Source organism: Variovorax sp. LjRoot84 (assembly GCF_964254305.1).
In the GTDB taxonomy this organism is placed as follows: Bacteria; Pseudomonadota; Gammaproteobacteria; order Burkholderiales; family Burkholderiaceae_C; genus Variovorax.
This window is the reverse complement of the sequence record NZ_CAXUTE020000001.1, coordinates 5544629-5567679: the sequence shown is the minus strand read 5'-3', so window position 1 is coordinate 5567679 and position 23051 is coordinate 5544629. Positions and strand designations below refer to the sequence as shown.

Annotated in this window: 22 protein-coding genes; 12 read left to right on the top strand and 10 right to left on the bottom strand. The window is 67.4% G+C overall.

All coding sequences use genetic code 11. From position 1 onward, the window contains the following. Positions 1-87 precede the first annotated feature (87 nt). A complete protein-coding gene (locus ACSQ9I_RS27450; protein ID WP_093108390.1) occupies positions 88-729 on the bottom strand; it encodes a hypothetical protein in 642 nt (213 codons plus the stop codon). Positions 730-999: 270 nt separating this feature from the next. Here ACSQ9I_RS27450 and htpG point away from each other — a divergent pair, with 270 nt between their 5' ends. Both htpG and ACSQ9I_RS27440 read left to right on the top strand, forming a co-directional pair. Next, positions 1000-3042, top strand: coding sequence for a molecular chaperone HtpG (gene htpG, locus ACSQ9I_RS27445; RefSeq protein ID WP_436315206.1), 2043 nt, complete (start codon positions 1000-1002; stop codon positions 3040-3042). 1 nt (position 3043) lies between these two features. Further along, entirely contained in the window at positions 3044-4369 is a 1326-nt protein-coding gene (locus ACSQ9I_RS27440) for a cytochrome P450 (RefSeq protein WP_436315205.1), read from the top strand. A gap of 16 nt (positions 4370-4385) precedes the next feature. Here the strand turns inward: ACSQ9I_RS27440 and ACSQ9I_RS27435 are convergent, their stop codons facing one another. From ACSQ9I_RS27435 to ACSQ9I_RS27410, 6 genes are all read right to left on the bottom strand, one after another. Next, positions 4386-5408, bottom strand: a complete 1023-nt coding sequence (locus ACSQ9I_RS27435; RefSeq protein ID WP_436315204.1) for a serine/threonine protein kinase — start codon at positions 5406-5408, stop codon at positions 4386-4388. Between the two features lie 13 nt (positions 5409-5421). After that, a complete protein-coding gene (locus ACSQ9I_RS27430) occupies positions 5422-6537 on the bottom strand; it encodes a DUF2855 family protein (RefSeq protein ID WP_436315203.1) in 1116 nt (371 codons plus the stop codon). A 96-nt stretch (positions 6538-6633) separates the two neighbouring features. Beyond that, on the bottom strand, positions 6634-7062 hold the full coding sequence (locus ACSQ9I_RS27425; RefSeq protein ID WP_093108395.1) for an organic hydroperoxide resistance protein: 429 nt from the start codon (positions 7060-7062) through the stop codon (positions 6634-6636). Between the two features lie 64 nt (positions 7063-7126). Beyond that, entirely contained in the window at positions 7127-7579 is a 453-nt protein-coding gene (locus tag ACSQ9I_RS27420) for a MarR family winged helix-turn-helix transcriptional regulator (protein ID WP_093108396.1), read from the bottom strand. An 89-nt stretch (positions 7580-7668) separates the two neighbouring features. Continuing rightward, the gene (locus tag ACSQ9I_RS27415) at positions 7669-8484 is read right to left on the bottom strand and encodes a crotonase/enoyl-CoA hydratase family protein (protein ID WP_436315202.1); all 816 of its coding nucleotides are present in this window, start codon (positions 8482-8484) and stop codon (positions 7669-7671) included. Between the two features lie 202 nt (positions 8485-8686). Then, positions 8687-9535: a 3-hydroxybutyryl-CoA dehydrogenase gene (locus ACSQ9I_RS27410; protein WP_436315201.1), complete on the bottom strand. Its 849-nt coding sequence runs from the start codon at positions 9533-9535 to the stop codon at positions 8687-8689. A 59-nt stretch (positions 9536-9594) separates the two neighbouring features. On the opposite strand from ACSQ9I_RS27410, the gene purT reads away from it, so the two are divergent. From purT to ACSQ9I_RS27365, 9 genes are all read left to right on the top strand, one after another. Continuing rightward, positions 9595-10797 (top strand): formate-dependent phosphoribosylglycinamide formyltransferase, encoded by a 1203-nt coding sequence (gene purT, locus ACSQ9I_RS27405; protein ID WP_436305716.1) that lies wholly within the window; start codon positions 9595-9597, stop codon positions 10795-10797. Positions 10798-10822: 25 nt separating this feature from the next. Next, positions 10823-11809 carry an alpha/beta hydrolase gene (locus ACSQ9I_RS27400; RefSeq protein WP_436315200.1) on the top strand — a complete coding sequence of 329 codons (987 nt, stop codon included), beginning with the start codon at positions 10823-10825 and terminating at the stop codon, positions 11807-11809. Between the two features lie 144 nt (positions 11810-11953). Next, positions 11954-12697, top strand: coding sequence for a helix-turn-helix domain-containing protein (locus tag ACSQ9I_RS27395; RefSeq protein WP_436315839.1), 744 nt, complete (start codon positions 11954-11956; stop codon positions 12695-12697). 11 nt (positions 12698-12708) lie between these two features. Continuing rightward, positions 12709-13584: a branched-chain amino acid ABC transporter permease gene (locus tag ACSQ9I_RS27390; protein ID WP_436315199.1), complete on the top strand. Its 876-nt coding sequence runs from the start codon at positions 12709-12711 to the stop codon at positions 13582-13584. Continuing rightward, entirely contained in the window at positions 13585-14661 is a 1077-nt protein-coding gene (locus ACSQ9I_RS27385; RefSeq protein WP_436294039.1) for a branched-chain amino acid ABC transporter permease, read from the top strand. After that, the gene (locus ACSQ9I_RS27380) at positions 14658-15470 is read left to right on the top strand and encodes an ABC transporter ATP-binding protein (protein ID WP_436294040.1); all 813 of its coding nucleotides are present in this window, start codon (positions 14658-14660) and stop codon (positions 15468-15470) included. Before ACSQ9I_RS27385 ends, ACSQ9I_RS27380 begins: the two co-directional genes overlap by 4 nt. Beyond that, positions 15467-16240, top strand: coding sequence for an ABC transporter ATP-binding protein (locus tag ACSQ9I_RS27375; protein WP_436294041.1), 774 nt, complete (start codon positions 15467-15469; stop codon positions 16238-16240). The genes ACSQ9I_RS27380 and ACSQ9I_RS27375 overlap by 4 nt, the downstream gene beginning before the upstream one ends. Before the next feature lie 4 nt (positions 16241-16244). Further along, positions 16245-18122, top strand: a complete 1878-nt coding sequence (locus ACSQ9I_RS27370) for an AMP-dependent synthetase/ligase (protein ID WP_436305713.1) — start codon at positions 16245-16247, stop codon at positions 18120-18122. 37 nt (positions 18123-18159) lie between these two features. After that, positions 18160-19332, top strand: coding sequence for an ABC transporter substrate-binding protein (locus ACSQ9I_RS27365; RefSeq protein WP_436315198.1), 1173 nt, complete (start codon positions 18160-18162; stop codon positions 19330-19332). Positions 19333-19344: 12 nt separating this feature from the next. Here ACSQ9I_RS27365 and ACSQ9I_RS27360 read toward each other — a convergent pair whose 3' ends face one another. Genes ACSQ9I_RS27360 through ACSQ9I_RS27350 form a run of 3 tightly spaced genes read right to left on the bottom strand, consistent with a single transcriptional unit; the run spans position 19345 to position 21789 of the window. Then, positions 19345-19878 (bottom strand): DUF4124 domain-containing protein, encoded by a 534-nt coding sequence (locus ACSQ9I_RS27360; RefSeq protein ID WP_436305712.1) that lies wholly within the window; start codon positions 19876-19878, stop codon positions 19345-19347. A gap of 7 nt (positions 19879-19885) precedes the next feature. Continuing rightward, positions 19886-20833 carry a pseudouridine-5'-phosphate glycosidase gene (locus ACSQ9I_RS27355; RefSeq protein ID WP_436315838.1) on the bottom strand — a complete coding sequence of 316 codons (948 nt, stop codon included), beginning with the start codon at positions 20831-20833 and terminating at the stop codon, positions 19886-19888. Between the two features lie 35 nt (positions 20834-20868). After that, positions 20869-21789, bottom strand: coding sequence for a LysR substrate-binding domain-containing protein (locus ACSQ9I_RS27350; protein ID WP_436315197.1), 921 nt, complete (start codon positions 21787-21789; stop codon positions 20869-20871). 103 nt (positions 21790-21892) lie between these two features. On the opposite strand from ACSQ9I_RS27350, the gene ACSQ9I_RS27345 reads away from it, so the two are divergent. Continuing rightward, positions 21893-23050 carry a threonine synthase gene (locus ACSQ9I_RS27345; protein WP_436315196.1) on the top strand — a complete coding sequence of 386 codons (1158 nt, stop codon included), beginning with the start codon at positions 21893-21895 and terminating at the stop codon, positions 23048-23050. Position 23051 lies beyond the last annotated feature (1 nt).

Below are 23051 nucleotides of genomic sequence, written 5' to 3'. Positions count from 1 at the left end.
CTTTTTCCTAGACGGCGAAGGCAGGACGGGCCTGCCTTCGTTCATCGCGTCTCGAAAGCCGCGCGTCCCGGACAGTCGTGTTGGCGATCAGGGCGCGGTCGCGGTGTAGGTCACGCGGCCGTTGTTGCCCACGGTGTCGCCGTAGGTGCCGGCCGGCAGCGTGGCCGTGTTGGCATAGGCGAAGGTCCAGCTGCCTTCGCGGCGCACGAGGCCGGCCGAGGCGGCCAGCGTGGTGGCCGTCGCCGACGCGCCGCCGCCGGCTGCGTCGTTGAACGGCGGGTGGGCGATGGCCGCGTTGGTGTAGCCGGTGGTGGTCGTTGCCAGTGCACCTGCGGTCACGACGATGTCGGCCCACGGCACGGTCGGGTTGCCGGCGACGCCGCTGCTCAGTTGGCCGGTGGTCGCGTTGGTCAGGCTGACGGTGCCGCTGTTGCCGAGCACACGCACCGTGACGCCGCCGCCGGCCAGGTCGCCGCCGGTGCCGGCCACGGCAGTGCCGTTGCCGATAGCGCCTGCCGGCACGTCGAAGGTGACGTTGTCCACGGTCGCGTTGTTGGCGAGATTGGTGCCGGTACCGACTTGCAGGAAGAGCACCTTCGGAACGACGACCTTGAAGTCGAGCTTCGCGGCGGCGCTCTGGGCGCCCGAGCCGGTGACGAAGTTCGATTCGGCTTGCGCGGCCAGGGGGGCGATGGCAGCAAGCGCGGTGACCAGAATAAGTTTTTTCATGAGCGGTGGAGTAAGTGGTTGGTTTCGGTGCCGGGTGAAATGTAGGCGATGGCCTACAAGTTCGGGCGCTATTTAGTTCTCATGCATAACGAGAAGAGAACTTTCGTTAAATAGTTACGATGTAGTACTTTGGGATCTGTCGTGCCTTTGCCACTCACCGTGCAGCATTCCATCTGCGAAGCCGGGCATTTCTTTCGGATGGCTCGCCGCGGCGGGGTCTTGTAAAGTTGTCGATTCGCCTGAGGCGACCGTCCTTTTTCTTCTCGTGCCATGACCCTTTCCAAGACCAAACTCCCCTTCCAGGCCGAAGTCGCGCAACTGCTTCACCTGGTCACGCATTCGCTCTACTCCAACAAGGAAATCTTCCTGAGGGAGCTGATCTCGAACGCGTCGGATGCCTGCGACAAGCTGCGTTTCGAGGCCATCGACCAGTCGGCCCTGTATGAAGACCAGCCCACGCTGGAGGTGCGCGTTTCCTTCGACAAGGAAGCCAAGACGATCACGATTGCCGACAACGGCATCGGCCTCTCCCAGCAGGAGGCCATCGACCACCTGGGCACCATCGCCAAGAGCGGCACCCGGGAGTTCATGAGCAAGCTCTCGGGCGACCAGAAGGCCGATGCCCAGCTCATCGGGCAGTTCGGCGTGGGCTTCTACTCGGGCTTCATCGTGGCCGACAAGATCACGGTCGAGTCGCGCCGCGCGGGCCTGCCCGCCGAGGAAGGCGTGCGCTGGGTCAGCGCAGGCGCCGGCGATTTCGAAGTCGACACCATCGCGCGAGCGCAGCGCGGCACCAGCGTGACGCTGCATCTGCGCGAGGATGCCGAGGAATACCTGAACCTGTGGAAGCTCAAGTCCATCATCTCCAAGTACTCCGACCACATCTCGCTGCCCATCCTGATGGAGAAGGAGGAGTGGAAAGAGGGTGAGGAGAACAAGGGCGGCCAGATGGTCAAGACCGGCGAATGGGAGCCGGTCAACCAGGCCAATGCGCTGTGGAGCCGGCCGAAGAAGGACATCAGCGAAGAGCAGTACGTCGAGTTCTACAAGAACATCAGCCACGACTTCGAGCCGCCGCTCGCCTGGAGCCACAACCGCGTCGAGGGCACGACCGAGTACACGCAGCTGCTCTACATGCCGTCCAAGGCGCCGATGGACCTGTGGAACCGCGAGAAGAGCGCGGGCGTCAAGCTCTACGTCAAGCGCGTCTTCATCATGGACGACGCCGAGGCGCTGCTGCCGAGCTACCTGCGCTTCGTCAAGGGCGTGATCGATTCGGCCGACCTGCCGCTCAACGTGAGCCGCGAGCTGCTGCAGGAAAGCCGCGACGTGAAGGCGATCCGCGAAGGCAGCACCAAGCGCGTGCTCGGCATGCTGGAGGACCTGGCGAAAAAGCAGAAGGCGGCCGGCCAGAGCCACGAGGGCAAGCTCGATGTCGGCTCCGGCGAGAGCGTGCCGGCGCCCGAGCCGGGCGAGGGTGTGACCGATGCGGTCGACAAGAAGGACGCGGACACCACGCTGGCCGCTGAAGCCGCGGCCGAGTACAGCGACGAATCGGGCAAGTACGCCAAGTTCTACGCCGAGTTCGGCGCCGTGCTCAAGGAAGGCCTGGGCGAAGACTTCGGCAACCGCGAGCGCATCGCCAAGCTGCTGCGCTTCGCATCGAGCACCAGCGACACCGTGAGCGTCAGCTTCGCGGACTACAAGTCGCGCATGAAGGAAGGCCAGGAAGCGATCTACTACATCACGGCCGACACCCCGGCCGCGGCCAAGAACAGCCCGCAGCTCGAGATCTTCAAGAAGAAGGGCATCGAGGTGCTGTTGATGACCGACCGCGTCGACGAGTGGGCGCTCAACTACCTCACCGAGTTCGATGGCACGCCGCTGCAGAGCGTGGCCAAGGGCGCGGTCGACCTCGGCAAGCTGCAGGACGAGGCCGAGAAGAAGGCTGCGGAAGAGGCGGCCGAATCCTTCAAGCCGATGCTGGAACGGCTCAAGCTGACCCTCAAGGACAAGGCCGAAGACGTGCGCGTGACCACGCGCCTGGTCGATTCGCCGGCCTGCCTGGTGGTTCAGGACGGCGGCATGAGCACCCAGCTCGCGCGCATGCTCAAGCAGGCCGGCCAGCCGGCGCCGGAACTCAAGCCGGTGCTGGAAGTGAATGCCGAGCACCCGCTGGTCAAGAAGCTCGATGGCTCCGAGCACTTCGAGGACCTGGCCAACATCCTGTTCGACCAGGCGCTCCTGGCCGAGGGCGGCTTGCCGGCCGACCCGGCCGCGTACGTGCGGCGCGTCAACGCTTTGCTGGTGTGACATGAGCCTGACCGAGTCCTCGCAAGCGCCCGACCTGTCGGGCTTCGACTTGCGCAGCCTCGGCCCGGCCTTCTACGAGAACCCCTATCCCTGGTACGCCGCGCTGCGCGAATCGACGCCGGTGCGGCGCATGCCCGACGGTTCGCTGCTGCTGACGCGGCATGCCGACTGCGTGGCGGTCTACAAGGACACGCACACCTTCAGCTCCGACAAGCGCGCCGAGTACGCGCCCAAGTACGGCGCCGGCAGTCCGCTCTACGCGCATCACACGACCAGCCTGGTGTTCAACGACCCGCCGCTGCACACGCGCGTGCGCCGGCTGATCGCCGGTGCGTTGACGCCCAAGGCCATCGAGTCGCTGGAGGATGGGCTCGTGCACCTGGTGAACGGCCTGCTCGACCGCATGGAAGAGCGGCAGCGCGCCGGCGGCGAGGTCGACCTGATCGAGGACTTCGCGGCCGCGATTCCGGTGGAGATCATCGGCAACCTGCTGGGCGTGCCGCGCGACGAGCGCGAGCCGCTGCGCAACTGGTCGCTCGCGATCCTCGGCGCGCTGGAGCCGCGGCTGACCGAGGCGCAGATGGAAGCCGGCAACCGCGCCGTGACCGAGATGGTGGCCTATCTGCGCGCGCTGGTGGCCGAGCGGCGGCGCCATCCCGGCGATCCGGCGCACGACGTGCTCACGCGGTTGATCCAGGGCGAGGAGGACCCTTCGACAGGCTCAGGACAGGCTCCTTCGACAGGCTCAGGACAGGCTCCTTCGACAGGCTCAGGACAGGACAAGTTGAGCGAGAACGAGCTCTACCAGAACTGCATCTTCATCCTCAACGCCGGCCACGAGACCACGACCAACCTGATCGGCAACGGCCTGGTCGCGCTGCTCGAATGGCCCGAGGAGAAGCATCGTCTGCTGGATGACCCCTCGCTCATCCGAAGCGCGATCGAAGAATTCCTGCGCTTCGAGAGCTCCAACCAGCTGGGCAATCGCATCACGACCGTCGCCGCCAAGGTCGGCGGCATCGAGGTGCCGGCCGGCACGCAGATCACGCTCGCCATCGGCGCGGCGAACCGCGATCCGGCGGTGTTCGATGCGCCCGATCGGCTCGACATCACGCGCTCGCCGAACCGGCATCTGGCTTTCGGCTCGGGCACGCACCAGTGCGTGGGCATGAACCTCGCGCGGCTCGAGGGCCGGGTCGCGATCGCGGCCTTCCTGGCGCGCTTTCCCGACTACGGGCTCTGCGGGCCGGTGGTGCGTGGCGGCCGTGCGCGCTTTCGCGGCTACCTGCATGTGCCGCTGAGCCTGGGGCTGCCGATCGAGTCCTGATCGCGTCGGCGCGCTTTCAGGCGTACAGCGGCTCCTCCGCCATCGCCTCGCACTGGTCCTGCAGCATCTGGATCTGCTCCTTCCAGTAGTCGCTCGAGCCGAACCAGGGGAAGTTGATCGGGAAGATCGGGTCGCGCCAGCGCCGTGCGAGCCAGGCGCTGTAGTGGATCTGGCGCAGCGTGCGCAGCGGCTCGATCAGCGCCAGCTCGCGGCGGTCGAATTCGCGGAACTGCTCGTAGCCCTCGAGCAGGCCGCTCAGCTGCGCGGTGCGCTGCGGGCGCTCGCCCGACAGCAGCATCCACAAGTCCTGCACCGCGAAGCCGGTGCGCGCGTCGTCGAGGTCGACGAAGTGCGGGCCGCCGTCGGGACGGTCGGTCGGGGTCCAGAGGATGTTGCCGGGGTGCACGTCGCCATGCAGGCGGAGCTTCTTCAGGTCGGTATCGGCGGCCGTTCCCAGCGCGGTGCCCTCGATCATCTCGAAGGCGGTGTTGCAGGTCTTCTCCCAGTCGCGCTGCACGTCGAGCGGGATCATCTCGTGGCCCAGCAGCCAGTCGCGCGAGGCGATGCCGAAGCTCTGCAGGTCCAGCGCCGGCCGCACTTCGAAGGGCCGCGCGGCGCCGACCGTGTGGATGCGCGCGAGGAAGCGGCCCACCCATTCGAGCACCTCGAAGTCGTCGAGCTCGGGCCCGCGCCCGCCGCGGTAGGGGCTGACGCTGAAGGCGAAGCCGCCGTGGTGGTGCAGCGTGGCGCCCTGCAACTCGAGCGGCGCGACGGCCGGCACCTCGGCGGCCGTGAGCTCAGTGGAGAAGGCGTGCTCTTCGGCGATCTGTTCATCGCTCCAGCGGCCGGGGCGGTAGAACTTGACCACCACCGCGCTGCGGTCCTCCAGGTACACCTGGTAGACGCGGTTCTCGTAGGAGTTCAGCGCCATGAGCCGGCCGTCGCCGTGCAGGTCGAGCCCGGCGAGCGCGTCCAGCACCACGTCGGGCGTGAGGCTTTCGTAGGGATGGGCGCTGGCTTTCTCGGCGGATGAGGTCATCCGCCCATTGTCGCTAGCTCGAAGCCCTGGAAAGCGACAAGATGTGCCCGGTGCGCGGATCGCCGCGGCCCGACAGCACCTGCGCGTAAGCGGCCTGCACCGCTTCGGGCCCCTCGTGGTGCTGGGCGACGAGCCACGGCGCGGCGGGCCGGGTCACCTGCGCGATGAAATTGCGCCAGGCCTCGACCATCCGCCGTCCGAATTCGTCGCCGCCCCATTCCCCGGTGCGCTTCTTGATCTGGGCCGGCGCGAAGAACAGCGTCGCGCGCACGCCGGGCAGGTCCTTGCCGCTGCCGCTCGCGGCCAGCTGCTCGACGTGCGTGCCGCCGATCGAGCAGCTGTACTTCAACTGGGTAAAGCGCGTGTGGATGGCGCGCCGCAGTTCGCCGTTGCCCGCGAAGTCCACGTAGACGCAGGGCGCGTCGGCCGCGACCTGGTCGAGCTCCTCGTAGGCCAGCACGCGGTGGTAGCAGCCCAGGCTTTCGCAGAAAGCCTTGTTGGCAGAGGAGGTGAGGCCGATCACCTCGATGCCGGGGCGCTGATGCATCTGGAAGGCGGTGCCGTAGGCCGTCTTGCTCGACGCGCTCGAAAGCAGGGCGATGCCCGGCCTGGCGCCGAAGAAATCGTTGTCCTCGAAGAAGTCGTCGATCAGCCAGGAGGTGATGAACAGCGGCCGCAGCAGGGCCTGCAGGTCTTCCGTGTCGGCGCTGTAGAGCGGATCGCTCGCGGCGCGGAAGTACTGGTTGTAGACGGCCGGCAGCGCCGCGCGGTGCGGCGCGCCGTCGGTGAAGCGGGCGGCCGACAGTCGCTCGGGGGTCAGGACCACGCTCGATGCCATCGGCACATAGCCGTAGAGCCGCTCGCCCACCGCGACACCCGGGTGCAGTGACTGCACCACCGAGCCGAAACCCCAGACCGGGATCGAGCCCCACCCCTCTTCACCGGTCGGGAAGAACTGCCAGTAGTTCATCGACTCGCCGAAGGCGGCGTAGGTGATGTTGTTGGAGGTGAGGGCGAAGCTGTCGATGCGCACCCGGACCTGGCCGTCGGCCAGGGGCGCGTCGTCGTCGGCGCGCACGCGAGTGGCAGAGAGATCATCCTTGCGGATCAGGAGGGTGGTGGCGTTCATGGCAACCACCTTAGCGCAGGCGCATGACGCCTGTCATGTCCAAAGCTGCGGCCGGCGTCACCTGCGTGACGCCGGCCGCAGTTCCGACGGGAGCGATCAGGCGATCGAGAGTTCGACGTCGATGTTGCCGCGCGTGGCGTTCGAGTACGGGCACACCTGATGGGCGGTGTCGACCAGGAGCTTCTTCTGCGCGTCGTCGAGGCCCGGCAGCGTGATCGCCAGCTTGACCGCGATGCCGTAGGCCTTGCCCTCGTTGATCGGGCCGAGCGAAACGCTGGCGTCCACCGCCACGTCTTCCGGCACCTTGACGTTGATCTTGGGCGCCACGGCCTTCATCGCGCCGATGAAGCAGGCCGAGTAGCCGACCGCGAACAGCTGTTCGGGGTTGGTGCCGGGCTTGCCGGAGCCGGGCGGATTCAGTTTGACGTCGAGCGCGTCATCGCTGGACTTGCCGGCGCCGCCGTCGCGGCCGCCGGTGGTGTGGGACTGGGCGGTGTACAGGACTTTGTCGAGCTTCGTGGCCATGGTGATTCCTTCAGGTTGGTTGGGGGGAGAAAAAATGCTTCGGCGGGCCGAAGCGGGGGGGAACCTATGCGGCGGCCTTGACGCGATCCCTCAGTTGCTGGATCTGCTGCGTGAGCGCCACCAGCTCCTCGACCGAGCACTGGGAGGCGGCCATCAGGCAGGCCGGAACGCTCGCCGCGCGCGCCTTGAGCTTGCGCCCGGCGGCCGTGAGACTGACGTGCACGCGCCGCTCGTCGGCCACGTCGCGGATGCGCGCCACCAGGCCGTTGGCCTCGAGGCGCTTCAGGAGCGGCGTCAGCGTGCCCGAATCGAGCGAGAGCCGCTCGCCCAGCTCCGACACCATGAGACCGTCACGCTCCCACAACACCAGCATCACAAGATACTGGGGATAGGTGAGCTTGAGCTTGTCGAGCAGCGGCTTGTACAGCTTGGTCATCGCCAGCGAGGCGGAATAGACCGCAAAGCAGAGCTGGTTGTCGAGCCGCAGCATGTCGTCGGCGGAGGGCGTGGAAGGCATGGGCTGAATTATAGCTGTCAATTGAATTGTGTGCAATCAAAATGGTAAGCGCATATTGCCGGAAAAGGCGGCGTCCTGCGCCGCCGTGCTCAGCGCCCGCTGAAACGCGCCGGCCGCCGCTCGACGAAGGAGCGCACGCCTTCGTCCGCGTCCTCGCTGTTGGCGAGCCGTTGCTGGACCGGAATGAAATCCGCCACCGCCGCGAGCGGCCCCTGTTCGATCGCCTTCATCACGTTGAGCCGGGTCGCGACCACCGCGAGCGGCGCCTGGGCCGCGATGCGTTGGGCGATGCGCAGCGCCTCGTCCAGCTCCTGCCCGGCCGGCACCACCTTCTGCACGAAATGCAGGCGATAGGCCTCGGCGCTGTCGAACTCGTCGGCCGTGAGCAGATGCAGCATCGCATTGCCCAGGCCGGCGCGCTCGGCCATGCGCAGGGTCGCGCCGCCGGTGGCCATGATGCCGCGCTGCACCTCCATCTGCGAGAAGCGGCAGTTGTCGGCCGCCACCACGATGTCGGCGCCCAGCATCAGCTCGATGCCGACCGTGAAGCAGATGCCCTTGACCGCGACCACCATCGGCTTCTCGCGGCGGCGGTAGCCGGGCAGGCCGAAGTCGTGCGGCTCCACCAGGCCCTCGGGAATCGCCTTCTCGCCGCGCTTCATGTACTCGGCCACGGCCGGCAGGTCGAGCCCGGCCGTGAAGTGATCGCCGAAGGCATGCAGCACGCCCACGCGCAGGCTCGGGTCGTCGTCGAGCCGTGTGTAGGCCTCGGCCAGCTCGCGGAACATGCGCGGCGTCCAGCCGTTGCGCTTGGCGGGGCGGTTGATGCCGATCAAGAGCACGTGGTCGAGCACCTGGGTGTCGATGCAGCCTTCGGGCGGGGGCGTGGTGGGGATGGCGGTCATGGCGGGCTCAGTAGTTGTTCATCGGGCAGGCCCGACCCCGGCGCATGAAGCATGGGGTGCGAGTAGTGCTTCTTAGTAGTTGTTCATCGGGCAGGCCCGACCCCGGCGCATGAAGCATGGGGTGCGAGTAGTGCTTCTTAGTAGTTGTTCATCGGGCAGGCCCGACCCCGGCGCATGAAGCATGGGGTGCGAGTAGTGCTTCTTAGTAGGTGTAGACGCCGCGCCCGGTCTTGCGGCCGAGCTGGCCTGCCGCGACCATCTCCTTCAAGAGCGGGCAGGGCCGGTACTTCGAATCGCCGAACTGCTCGAGGTAGACCTCCATCACCGCCAGGCAGACATCGAGCCCGATCATGTCGGCCAGCGCCAGCGGGCCGATGGGCTGGTTGCAGCCGAGCTTCATGCCGGCATCGATGTCTTCCGCGCTCGCAATGCCTTCGGCCAGCACGAAGAAGGCCTCGTTGATCATCGGCACCAGGATGCGGTTGACCACGAAGCCCGGCGCGTTCTTCACGGTGATCGGCGACTTGCCCAGCGTCACGGCCAGCGCCTTCACCGCATCGTGCGTGGCGTCGCTGGTGAGGTAGCCGCGGATGATCTCCACCAGCGCCATCATCGGCACCGGGTTGAAGAAGTGCATGCCGATGAAACGGTCCGGCCGCGAGGTCGCCGCTGCCAGCTGGGTGATCGAGATCGACGAGGTGTTGGAGGCGATGATGACCTCGGGCGCGAGCATGGCGTCGATCTGCTTCAGGATCTTGAGCTTGAGTTCGTGGTTCTCGGTCGCGGCCTCGATCACGAGCTCTGCGCTCTTCAGGTCCTCGTAGTTCGTCGAGCCCTTGATCAGCGCCAGCGCCGCATCCTTCTGGGCGGCCGTGAGCTTGTCCTTCTTGATCAGGCGGTCCAGGCTGCCGGCCACGGTGGCGAGACCCTTGTCGACCGCGGCTTGCGCGATGTCGACCATCACCACCTTCACGCCTGCGACCGCGCAGGCCTGCGCGATCCCGTTGCCCATCGTGCCCACGCCGATGATGCCGACCGTCTGAATCGTCATTTCGAATGCTCCTTGAAAATCCGCCATTGTGGGTCAGCCCGTGATTTAAAGTGGTCACCATGACGACCCTCGGAACCCCTCTTTCCCCCTCTGCAACCCGCGTGATGCTGCTCGGCTCCGGCGAACTCGGCAAGGAGGTGCTGATCGCGCTCCAGCGGCTGGGCGTGGAGACCATCGCCGTCGACCGCTACGAGAACGCGCCCGGCCAGCAGGTGGCGCACCATGCGCGCACCATCACGATGAGCGACCCCGATCAGCTGAAGGCGCTGATCGAGGCCGAGAAGCCGCAGCTCGTGGTGCCCGAGATCGAGGCCATCGCCACGCCCATGCTGCAGCAGCTGGAAGACGCGGGCACGGTGCGCGTGATCCCGACCGCGCGCGCGGCGCGCCTCACGATGGACCGCGAGGGCATCCGGCGCTTGGCCGCCGAAACGCTGGGCGTGCCGACCAGCCCCTACAAGTTCTGCGATTCGCTGGCCGAGTTGCAGGCGGCGATCGACGCCGGCATCGGTTATCCGTGCATCGTCAAGCCGGTGATGAGCAGCTCGGGCAAGGGCCAGAGCAAGATCGACGGCCCTGCCGACGTGCAGAAGGCCTGGGACTACGCGATGGCCGGCGGCCGCGTGAGCCACGGCCGCGTGATCGTCGAGGGCTTCATCGACTTCGACTACGAGATCACGCTCCTGACTGTGCGCGCGCTCGACGCGGCAGGCCGGGTCCAGACGCAGTTCTGCGAGCCCATCGGCCACGTGCAGGTGAGCGGCGACTACGTCGAGAGCTGGCAGCCGCATCCGATGGCGCCGGCTGCGCTGCAAAAGGCGCAGCAGATCGCGCAGGCGGTCACGGCCGACCTCGGCGGCCAGGGGCTGTTCGGCGTCGAGCTGTTCGTGAAGGGCGAGGAGGTCTGGTTCAGCGAAGTCAGCCCGCGGCCGCACGACACCGGCATGGTGACCATGGCGACCCAGTGGCAGAACGAGTTCGAGCTGCATGCGCGCGCCATCCTGGGCCTGCCGGTGGACACCGCGCTCAAGAGCCCGGGCGCCAGCGCGGTGATCTATGGCGGCGTGGACGCGACCGGCATTGCCTTCGAAGGCGTGGCCCACGCGCTGCAGGTGCCGGGCAGCGAGGTGCGCCTGTTCGGCAAGCCCGAAAGTTTCGTCAAGCGGCGCATGGGCGTGGCGCTGGCGCATGCGGCGGATGTGGAGACGGCGCGCCGCAACGCGAAGGAAGCCGCTTCGCGCGTCAAGCCGCGCAAGGCCTGAGTTCCGGCCCTTCCAGGAGTCCGCCATGCTGCATCCCCAAGCCCAAGCCTTCATTGACCTGCTGGTGCAGCGCGGCGTGCCGCCGACCCACACGCTGACGCCGGCCGATGCGCGCAAGTTCTACCGCGACCGGCGCGCGGTCACGCAGCCGGAGCCCGGCGAAGTGGCGGAGGTGCGCGAGCTCAGCGCGCCCGGCCCGCACGACGCGATCCCATTGCGGCTCTACCGTCCACTGGGCAGCACGGCCGGCGCCTCGGTGCCGGTGCTGGTCTACTACCACGGCGGCGGCTGGACCATCGGCGACCTCGACACCCACGACACGCTGTGCCGCGAGCTTGCCAACCTCTCGGGCTGCGCGGTGATCGCAGTCGACTACCGCATGGGCCCGGAGCATCGCTTCCCGGCCGCGGTGGACGACGTGCTCGCCGCCACCTACTGGGTGCGCAAGGAAGCGGATTCGCTCGGCGTGGACGCAAATCGCCTCGCGGTCGGCGGCGACAGCGCCGGGGGCAACCTCGCGGCGGTGGTGGCGATCGCGGCGCGCGATGCGGGCGATCTGCCCATCGCCTTCCAGTTGCTGATCTACCCGGCAACCGACATGCGCTGCGTGCACCCTTCGCACACCAGCAACGGTCAGGGCTATGTGCTGACCAGCGACACGATCAAGTATTTCCACGACCACTACATCACCGACGCGCAGCACGACCTCGACTGGCGCGCCTCGCCGCTCTTGCACCCCGACCTGTCGCGCCTGCCGCCGGCGCTGGTGCTCACCGCCGGCTACGACCCGCTGCGCGACGAGGGGCTGGACTACGCGCGGGCGCTGACTGCGGCCGGCAACCGCGCGGTCTACGTCTGCTTCGAGCGCCAGATCCATGGCTTCATCACCATGGGCCGGCTGCTCGACGAGGCGAACGCGGCGGTGGCGCTGTGCGCCGGCGAACTGCGGCGGCGCTGGCAGCATGACCAGGAACCGTTCGGACTGAGCTTGTCGAAGTCAGGGCGCATGTAGGGAAAGTCCCCGCACCTCGACATCGCCGCGCCGCTGCGGCGCCGCTACGATCCTGCGAGCGCGACGCGAGCGCAGGAGACATTCATCTTGGGCACCAGGACGGACACCGACCGCAGCGGCAACGGCAGCAGGGGCGAGCGCCTCATGTGGCTGACCCGCGAGCGCGTTTTCTACGCCGGCCTGCTGGGCGCGGCGGCCGAGCGCAGCCTGGGAGGCCATGGCGTCTACGTGTCGCCGACGGGACAGCCGATGCGCATCCGCATCGGCGGCGGCGCCTGGCAAAGCGGCGAGCTGCTGGTGGTGCCGCCGCAGGTGCCGCACCAGGTCGTGAGCGAAGAGCCGCTGATCCTCAACCTGCTGATCGAATCGGAGTCGGTCGATCCAGCGCAGCTGCCCAACTTTCTGCAGCACTGCGGCGCGGTCGAGGCGCCGGACTTCGTCCAGCGCGTTCGCGCGGCCCACGCGCAACTGCTTGCCGCCGCCGGCCGCGACGGCTTCGACGCCCTTGACTTCGACACGCTGTTCTTCGGCCAGCCGCTCGTCGTGCGGCCGATCGACGCGCGCATCCGCCAGGTGGTCGAGCGCATCGTCGCCGACCCGGCGCTGCTGGCCTCGGCCGAGGAATGCGCGGCCTCGGTGCAGCTCTCCTTCTCGCGCTTCCTGCATCTGTTCAAGCAGGAGATCGGCGTGCCTTTCCGCGCCTTCCGCGCCTGGAAGCGGGCCCGCAGCCTGCTGCGCCATGTGCGGGAGTCCGCCACGCTGACCGACATCGCGCTCGACACCGGCTATCCCGATTCGACCCATTTCAGCCACTCGATCCGCCAGGTCTACGGCCTGCGTCCCAGCGACATCCTCGCCGGCTCGCGACGACTCGCCGTGTATCAATGAAAGAGGCCTGATTGCAAGTCCTCCAGCTCCTGCTCTCAGGCATTGCGCAAGGCTGCATCTACGGCCTGATCGCGCTGGGGTTCGTGCTGATCTACAAGGCCACCGAAACCGTGAGCTTCGCCCAGGGCGAGCTCATGATGCTGGGCGCCTTCTGTGCCTTCGCCGGCATGTCCTTGCTCGGCCTGCCCTTCTGGTTGGCGGCGCTGCTGGCCGTGGCGGCGATGGCCGCCTTCGGCGTGCTGCTCGAGCTGGTCGTGATCCGGCCAATCCTCGGGCAGCCGCAGTTCTCGATCGTGATGCTGACCATCGGCATTGGCTACGTGGCGCGCGGGCTGATCACCATGATTCCCGCCATCGGCACCGAGACGCACACGCTGCCTGTGCCCTACAAGGACCAGATCTGGAAGCTGGGCGAGCTGGTGGTCAACGTGGAGCAGATGGCCATCATCCTTTCCACCGCGGTGCTGTGCGGCCTGCTGTTCGCGATGTTCCGCTACAGCAAGCTCGGCATCGCGATGCAGGCCTCGTCGCAGAACCAGCTGGCGGCCTACTACATGGGCATTCCGGTCAAGCGGCTCAACGGGCTGGTGTGGGGGCTCGCGGCCGCGGTGGCCGCCATCGCCGGCATGCTGCTCGCGCCGATCACCTTCGTGCACGCCAACATGGGCTTCATCGGCCTCAAGGCTTTTCCGGCGGCGGTAGTGGGCGGCTTCGGCAGCCTGCCGGGGGCGATCGTCGGCGGGCTGGTGATCGGCATCGTCGAATCCTTTGCCGGCTTCTATTTGCCCGACGGGTTCAAGGACACGGCGCCCTACATCGTGGTGCTCGTGATGTTGATGGTGAAGCCCAATGGCCTGTTCGGCGAGAAGCTGCGCAAGAAAGTCTGAATGCGCTTCATCTTCAAGACCTCCTACGCGCAGGACATTGGCCTGGCCAAGCACGGCGGCCACGTGTTCTGGTACAGCCTGCTCGGTGCGGCGCTGATCGCGGCGCCGTGGCTGCTGCCCGAGTACTGGCTCGCGCAGCTGACCTTCGTGTTGATCTACGGCATCGTGGGCCTCGGCCTGATGCTCCTGGCCGGCTTCACCGGGCAGTTCTCGATCGGGCATGCGGCCTTCCTGGGCACTGGCGCCTACACGCAGGCCGTGCTCGCGAACATGGGGGTGCCCTTTCCGATCGCGATGGTGGCGGCCGCTGCGCTCTCGGCCGCGGTCGGCGTGGTGGTCGCGCTGCCGGCCCTGCGCGTCAAGGGCATCTACCTCGGCATCGCGACCCTGGCCTTCGGCTTCATCGTCGAGGAGGTGTTCGCGCGCTGGGAGAGCGTCACCGGCGGTAACTCGGGACTGCACGTGAAGTCGCCCAAGCTCTTCGGGCTGGACATCAGTTCGAGCGAAGGCTTCTACATCGTGTGCCTGGTGATCGCGGTGGTCTGCACGCTGGCCATCCTGAACCTGCTGCGCTCGCCGACCGGCCGCGCCTTCGTCGCCATCCGCGATTCGGAGATCTCGGCGCAGAGCATGGGCATCCATCTGGCGCGCTACAAGACCATGTCCTTCGCGATCTCGGCCGCATTGGCAGGGCTCGGCGGGGCGCTCTATGCGCACAAGCTCAGCTTCATCTCGCCGGACCAGTTCAACATCCTGCAATCGATCGACCTGCTGCTGATGGTGGTTATCGGCGGGCTCGGTTCGGTGCACGGCGCTTTTCTCGGCGCGATCTTCCTGATCGCGATGCCGCAGCTGATCGCGCTCGGCAAGGACTGGCTGCCGCCGGTGATCGGCCAGGCGCCCGGACTGCAGGGGCTGGTGTACGGCGTGGTGCTGATCGGCTTCGTGCTGTTCGAGCCGCTGGGCCTGTACGGGCGCTGGCTCAAGATCCGCACCTACCTGCAGCTCTTTCCGTTCTACCGCCGCGGACTGTTCAGGCGGCAGAAGTCCTTCACCAAGTCGGATCGCCTGAGATGAGCGGCGATGTACTCCTTGCAGCCCGGGACCTGAGCGTGCGCTTCGGCGGGGTGCTGGCCGTGAACAAGGTGAGCTTCGACGTGCGGCGCGGCGAGGTGTTCACGCTGATCGGGCCCAACGGCGCCGGCAAGACCACGGTCTTCAACCTGATCAGCCGCATCTACACGCCGACCACGGGCGAGATCGTCTGGCACGGCGAGGGCGCGGCGCTCTCGCTCACGCAGCAGGCGCCGCATGCCATTGCCGCGCTCGGCATCGCGCGCACCTTCCAGAACATCGAGCTGTTCGAGCACGCGACCGTGCTGCACAACCTCCTGATCGGCCGCCACACGCATCGCCAGACCGGCTTCTGGAGCGAGGTCTTCTTCACGCCCGCCACGCGCCGCGCCGAGATCGAGGCGCGCGAAAAAGCGGAGCGGGTGATCGACCTGCTGGACCTGCAGCATCACCGCGATTCGATGGTGGCGGGGCTGCCTTACGGCGTGCGCAAGGTGGTGGAACTGGCCCGCGCGCTGTGCACCGAGCCCAAGCTGCTGCTGCTCGACGAACCGTCTTCCGGGCTCAATGTCGAGGAGACGGCGGACATGGCCTTCTGGATCCAGGACATCCAGCAGGAGCTCGGCATCTCGGTGCTGATGGTGGAGCACGACATGTCGCTGGTGTCGAAGGTGTCGGACCGCGTGCTGGCGATGAACATGGGCGAGGCGCTGGCCTCGGGGACGCCGCGCGAGGTGCAGTCGGATGTGAAGGTTATCGAGGCTTATCTGGGGACTGTGGGGGATGTGAGCGGATTGAGGAGGACGGCATGAGCGACATCGTCCTTGCGCTCCTCAACGTCGAAAGCGCCTACGGCCCCATCAAGGCCATCCGCGGCGTCAGCCTCAAGGTGCGCCAGGGCGAGATCGCCACCGTGCTGGGCTCCAACGGCGCCGGCAAGACCACCATCCTCAAAACGATCTCCGGAATCATCGATCCGAGAAAAGGCAGCATCGAATTCCAAGGTCAGAACATCACCGCCAAGGATCCTGCCCATATCGTCCAGCAAGGCCTCTCGCACGTCCCCGAAGGTCGCGAAGTGTTCCCGCTGCTGTCGGTGAAAGACAACCTGCTGATGGGCGCCTACACCCGCACCGACCGCGACGGCGTCGCGCGCGACATCGAAACCGTCTATGGCTATTTCCCGATCCTGCGCGAGCGCGCCACGCAGGACGCCGGCCTGCTCTCCGGCGGCCAGCAGCAGATGCTCGCGATCTCGCGCGCCATCATGGCGGCGCCCAAGCTCATCCTGCTCGACGAGCCCAGCCTCGGCCTTTCGCCCAAGCTCACGCGCGAGATCTTCGAGATCGTGGTGCGCATCAACCGCGAGCGCGGCACCACCATCCTGCTGGTGGAGCAGAACGCCAACATGGCGCTCAACGCCTCCGACTACGGCTACGTGCTGGAGAACGGCCGCATCGTGATGGAAGACACCTGCGAGCGCCTGCGCGAAAAGGAGGACATCAAGGAGTTCTACCTCGGCCTGAAGGACGAGGGCGTGCGCGGCGAGCGGCGCTGGAAAAAGAAGAAGACCTGGAGGTAAGACCATGGCCAAGCAGCATCAGCAGCAGCAAGGACTCTGGGATCTCTCTCACATCCAGCCGCGGCAGGAGATCGTGGTGCAGGGCGACACCGTTCCCGCGGTCTTCTGGAACGCCGAGCGCGCGCGTGGCGACCAGGTCTGGATGCGGCAGAAGGAGTTCGGCATCTGGCGCAGCTGGAGCTGGCGGCAGACCGCCGAGGCGGTGCGCGAGATCGCCGGCGGGCTGATGGCGATCGGCTTCGCGCCCGGCGAGTGCGCATCGATCCTGGCCAACACCGTCGTCGAATGGGTGCTGTGCGACCTGGCGGTGCTCAGCTGCGCCGGCGTGGCCAACGGCATCTATCCGACCGACGCGGCCTCGCAGGTGAAGTACCTGTGCGAGGACTCGCGCACCACCGTGCTCTTCGTCGAGGACGACGAGCAGCTGGACAAGGCGCTCGAAGTGCGCGCCGGGCTGCCGCTCCTGCGCCGCGTGATCGTGTTCGACATGGAAGGCTTGCGCGAGCTTCATGATCCGGGCGTGATGAGCCTCGATGCGCTGCGCGCCCTGGGCCGCGACTATCTCCAGAGCCACCCGCAGGAACTCGAACAGCGCATCGCCGCCTGCCGCCCCGAAGACCTGGCGATCCTGGTCTACACCTCGGGCACCACCGGCAAGCCCAAGGGCGCGATGCACAGCCATCGCGGGCTGGTCCACACCATGCGCGGCTACAACATGCTGGTTGCGCAGGACGAGCACGACGAGCGCATGTGCTTCCTGCCGCTGTGCCACATCGCCGAGCGCATGGGTGGCGAGTACTTCGCGATGTACACCGGCGCCATCCTCAACTTCGTCGAGAACCCGGAGACCGTGCCGGAGAACGTGCGCGAGATCGCGCCCACCGTGTTCACCGCCGTGCCGCGCGTGTGGGAGAAGTTCTATTCGGGCGTGATGATCGCGCTGAAGGAAGCGAGCAGCCTGCAGCAGGCGGCCTACCGCTGGAGCATCGGCGTGGGCGGCGCCATCGCCGAGCGCGTGCTCGCGGGGCAGCCGGTGGGCGGCCTGCTGCGCTTCAAGTTCCGCCTCGCGCGCTGGCTCGCGCTCGACAACGCGCGCAAGCTGATCGGCATCCACCGCGCGCGCTTCCTGGTCACTGGCGCGGCGCCGATCTCGCCCGAGCTGGTCAAGTGGTACCTGGCGCTCGGTGTGCCGATGCTCGAGGTCTGGGGCATGACCGAGTCCTGTGGCGCTTCCACCGGCGTGCCGGCCGCGCGCATCAAGCCGGGTTCCATCGGCCCGGCCGCCGGCTACAACGAGGTACGGCTCGATCCGGCCACCGGCGAGATCCTGGTGCGCGGCACCAACGTCTTCATGGGCTACCTCAACCTGCCCGAGAAGACGGCGGAGACCATCGACGCCGACGGCTGGCTGCACACCGGCGACGTCGGCACCGTCGACGAGGACGGGTATTTCCGCATTACCGACCGCATGAAGGACATCATCATCACGGCAGGCGGCAAGAACATCACGCCGAGCGAGCTGGAGAACGAGCTCAAGTTCAGCCCCTACATCACCGATGCCGTGGTGATCGGCGATGCCAGGCCCTATCTGACGGTGATCGTCATGATCGACCAGGAGAACGTCGAGAAATTCGCGCAGGACCACGACGTGCCTTTCAGCAACTACGAGAGCCTCACGCGCGCACAGGAAGTGCAGGACCTGATCCAGGGCGAGATCGACCGCGTCAACGCCAAGTTCGCGCGGGTGGAGCAGATCAAGAAGTTCTTCCTGCTCGAAACGCAGCTCAGCGCCGAGGACGAAGAGCTCACGCCGACGATGAAGCTCAAGCGGAAGCTGGTGCAGACCAAATACTCCCCCCGCATCGAGGCCATGTACCGATAGCCGACTCGTTCAGTTCGTCAACCAAGGAGATTCCTGTATGAAGATCAAGACACTGTTTCCCCTGGCCGCAGTCGCCGGTCTCGCGCTGGGCTCCGGCCTGGCCGGCGCGCAATCGCAGGGCGTCACCAAGGACGAGATCCGCATCGGCACCATCCAGGATCTCTCGGGCCCGATCGCGGGCTTCGGCAAGCAGTCGCGCAACGGCATGCAGCTGCGCGTGGACGAGCTCAACGAGCAGGGCAACGTGCATGGCCGCAAGCTCAAGCTCTTCGTCGAGGACTCGGGCTACGACCCCAAGAAGGCGGTGCTGGCGGCGCAGAAGCTGGTCAACCAGGACAAGATCTTCATCATGGCCGGCCACATCGGCACCGCGCAGAACATGGCGGCGATGCCGGTGCAGTTCGACAAGAACGTGATCAACTTCATGCCGATCACGGCGGCGCGCGAAATGTACGAGCCCTTCCACCGGCTCAAGTACTCCTTCGCCGCCACCTACTACGACCAGATCCGCAACGCGCTGCCCAAGATGATCAAGGAGAAGGGCGCCAAGAAGGTCTGCACCATCTACCAGGACGACGAGTTCGGGCTCGAAGTGCAGCGCGGCGCCGAAGCCGGCCTCAAGACCGCCGGCATGGAGCTGACCGAGAAGACTTCGTTCAAGCGCGGCGCGACCGACTTCTCCTCGCAGGTCGCGAAGATGAAGGCGGCCAACTGCGATCTCGTGGTGATGGGCACCATCATCCGCGAAACCATCGGCACCATCGGCGAGGCGCGCAAGACCGGCTTCAACCCGACCTTCCTGGGCTCCAGCGCGGCCTACACCGACCTGATCCACAAGCTCGGCGGCAAGGCGATGGACGGCCTCTACGCGACCATGACCGCGCAAAATCCCTACACGGACGAGCAGTCGCAACCGATCCGCTTCTGGGCCAACAAGTACAAGACCAAGTTCAACGAGGACCCGACCGTGTTCTCGGTCTACGGCTACACCATCATCGACCAGTTCATCAGGGCCGCGCAGAAGGCCGGCCCCAACCTCACGACCGACAGCTTCATCAAGGCGATGGACGGCATGACCTTCGAGCCCGACATGTTCGGCGGCCCCAAGAGCAGCTACACCGCCACCAAGCGCCTGGGCAACGACCAGTCGCGCCTGTCGCAGATCGTGGACGGCAAGTGGAAGGTGGTGTCGGACTACGTGGCGCCCTGAGGCGTCGCCGGCTCAGCGGCAGATCGTGGTGGTACCCACCGGCCGGCAGGTCTTTCCATCGGGGGTCTGGTAGCGGTCCAGCTGGCCGGAGCGGTTGTAATGGTTGCCCTGCGTGTCCTGGCAGCCCGCCGCATCGCAGTTGCGGATGCGCGGCCGCATGTCGCGACGCGGCATGGGCTGGCGATAGGTGCCGGGGTAGGGATATCCATCGTCGATCGCCACGGGATCGCTGCCGCGCTCGCTCCAGCGCGAATCGCCGGGCCGCTCGTTGCTGCTGGCGCCGCGAGAGTCGATGATGGCCGGGCCTGCCGGCGCCTGAGACGGGTTCGGGGCCGCTGCCATCGGGCCGCGCTCCTCACGCTGACGTTCGGCTCCGTCTCGCAGCGCAGGCGGGGGTTCCGACACGCGTCCCACCGGCCTGGCGCCCGGCGGGCATGTGCCGTCGGTATAGCTCACGTTGCCGGCCGCGTCTGCACAGCGGATCACCTCCGCGCTGGAGAGGGGAGCGAGCGTGCTCAGGATGGCAAGAAAGAGGAGCTGGCGCATGAGGCACTCATTGTGCGCCTGCTCCCCGTCCCGCTCGTGCCAACGCCAGCGCCAGCCTGGCCCCCACCTCGGCGTTGTGTTTGACGAGCGCGATGTTGGTCGCCAGGCTGCGTCCACCCGTCAGCGCCTTGATGCGAGCCAGCAGGAAGGGTGTCACCGCCTTGCCGGTGACGCCTTGCGCCTTGGCCTCGGCGAGCGCCTGCCGGGTCAGCGCATCGATCTCCTCGCGCGGCATCGCGGCCGCTTCCGGCACCGGCGTGCTCAGCACCACGCCGCCCGCGAGGCCCAGGTCCCACTTGGTGCGGATGAAGCGTGCCTGCGCCGCCGCGTCGTCCAGCCTGAAGTCGGCGCGAAAGCCGCTGTCGCGCGTGTAGAACGCGGCGAAGTTGTCCTGCTCGCAACTGAGCACCGGCACGCCGTGCGTTTCCAGGTATTCCAGCGTGAGCCCGATGTCCAGGATCGACTTCGCGCCGGCGCACACCACGGCCACCGAGGTCTTCGCCAGTTCCTGCAGGTCGGCCGAGATGTCGAAGCTCTCCGGCGCACCGCGGTGCACGCCGCCGATGCCGCCGGTGACGAAGACTTCGATGCCGGCCAGCGCCGCGCAGATCATCGTGGCGGCGACGGTGGTGGCGCCGAGCCCGCCGCCGGCCAGCACGGCCGGCAGGTCGCGGCGGCTGACTTTGTACGCATCGCCCGAGCGGGCCAGCAGTTCGAGCTCGTCGTCCGCGAGGCCGATGCGGATTCGCCCGCCGATCAGCGCGATGGTCGCGGGCTCGGCGCCCAGGCTGCGGATCAAGGCCTCCACTTCGCGTGCCGTGCGAACGTTCTCTGGGTAGGGCATGCCGTGCGCGATGATGGTCGATTCCAGCGCCACCAGCGGGCGGCCGGCGGCCTGCGCAGCGGCCACGGGTGCGCTGCGGGTCAACCAGGAGTGGGCAAGTTCGGTCACCATGTCGATGCTTCCGGCAGTGTGGTTCACGCGGCGGTTCAGCGCAAATGGCGCTGCAGCCGCTGACTATCCTCGGCGAGCTGCTGGCGCATGACGGACAGGAACTCCCTGGCCGTGGCCGACAGCACCTTGCCCGCCGGCAGGGCCAGCAGGCAGGCGAACGAGACGTCGATCGACAGCTTGCGCACGACCAGCCCACGCTCGGCGTAGTCGAGTGCGGTGATCGGATTGACCAGGCCGACGCCCAGGCCGCGCAGCGCCATCTCGCAGATGCTGGCCGCATAAGGCGTCTGCGCGGCCACGCGCAGCGCGATGCCCTGCTGCGCCATGGCGGCCTCGAGCCGGCGATGCGCCGGGTCCTCGGGGTTCAGGGCCAGGAAGGGAAGCTCCGCGAGCTGCTGGGGCTTGACGGTCTTGAAGCGCGCCAGCGCGTGGCCCTCTCGCATCACGATCACGCCGGGCATGCGCGCAAAGGTCGAATGCTCGATGCCCTCCAGCGACAGCTCGTCGGCCATGAGCCCGAAATCCGAAATGCCCATGGCCACGCGGTCGCGCACATCCTTCGAGCTCAGCACCTGCAGCGACACCTGCGGCCACGCGCCGTCCCCGCGTTGCGCCTTCAGCCGCGCCAGCGCGCGCGGCATGAAGCCGAGCCCGAAGGCCGGATAGCAGCTGAGTTCCAGCTGGTTGACGCCGAAGTCGCGCAGGCTGCGCAGCCGGTGCTCGATGGCGTCCATGCCGATGAACACGCGCTCCACCTCGGTCCAGAGCGCGCGGGCCTCCGGTGTCGGCACCAGCCGCCCGCTGGTGCGCTGGAACAGCACCATGCCCGCCTGCGCCTCGAGCCGCTTGAGCGACTGGCTGACGGCAGGCTGCGTCACATGCAGCTGAGCCGCCGCCTTGCGCGTGGTGCTGCTGCGCATCAGGGCCCGGAAGGTCTCGATCTCGGTGAATCGCATTGATAAGTTTGGTTATCGGATGAATAGATCGATCGACTTTATTTTATTTATCTGCGCCTAGCATTCGGGCATCGATTTCAGCGACAAGAGAGAAGCCAAAGAGATGACCCACCCGGTTTGCGCCCTGGCCCAGCCGATCCGGCCGATCAGGAATCCGCTGCTGCGCGGCCTGCAATGCCTGCGCTGCAACGCCGAGTACCCGATCCGCCTCGCGCAAGAGGGCTGCCCGGCCTGCCGCGCAGAGGGCGTGCATGTCGGCCTGCGCGCGAGCTATCGGGCCGACGCGGCGTCAGCGCCTCTCATGCCGTATGCACGGGGCTTCAGCCTGGGCGAGGGCGGCACGCCGCTGTACGCGATGCCCGATCTGGCGCGCCGCTTCGGCGTCGCGCGCCTCAGCTTCAAGGACGAGTCCTGCAATCCGACCGGCTCGCACAAGGACCGGATGACCGCGATTGGCGTCACGCAGGCGCTGGACTTCGGCGCTCGCACGCTGGTGCTCGCCTCCTCGGGCAACGCCGCGGTGTCGGCCGCGCATTACGCGCAGGCGGCGGGCCTGGCCTGCGAGGTCGCGACCTACGACGGCATGCCCGCCGCCTACTTGCGCGCGCTCGACGCCGCGGGCGCCAGGCGTTTCGCCTTCGCCGACAACGCCGGCCGCTGGGCCTTCGTGCGCGAGCGCGCGCCGCTCGCGGGCTATTTCGCGCTCACCAACTACAGCCTGCCGGCGCTCGGCAGCGCGCCGCTGGCCATCGAAGGCTACAAGCCCATCGCCGACGAATGCCTGGAGCAGGGCGGCCTGCCCGACCATGTGCTGGTGCCGACGGCACGCGGCGACCTGGCGTGGGGCCTCTTTGCCGGCTTTCGCGATCTGCTGGCCGCCGGCCGCATCGCGAAGCTGCCGCGCATCTGGGCGGTCGAGCCTTTCGCGCGGCTCTCGCGCGTGCTCGAAGGCGGCGCGCTGGATGCCGACTACTCCGGCCGCACCGCGCAGTTCTCCACGGCCGGCGCTACCGTCACGTATCTTCAATGGCAGGCGGTCGCCGCCACCGGCGGCGGCGCCGTGGTCGTGGGCGACGACCAGGCGCGCGCGGCCCGGCGCCTGCTCGCGCAGGCGGGCGTCAGCGCGGAGCTCTGCGCCGCGGGCGGCCTGGCTGCGCTTTCGCAATTGCGCGAACGCGGCGCGATCGCGGCGGACGAACACGTGCTGCTGATGCTCACCGCGGACGCCTCGCGCGATCCGAGCTGGCCCGATCCTGTTTGAG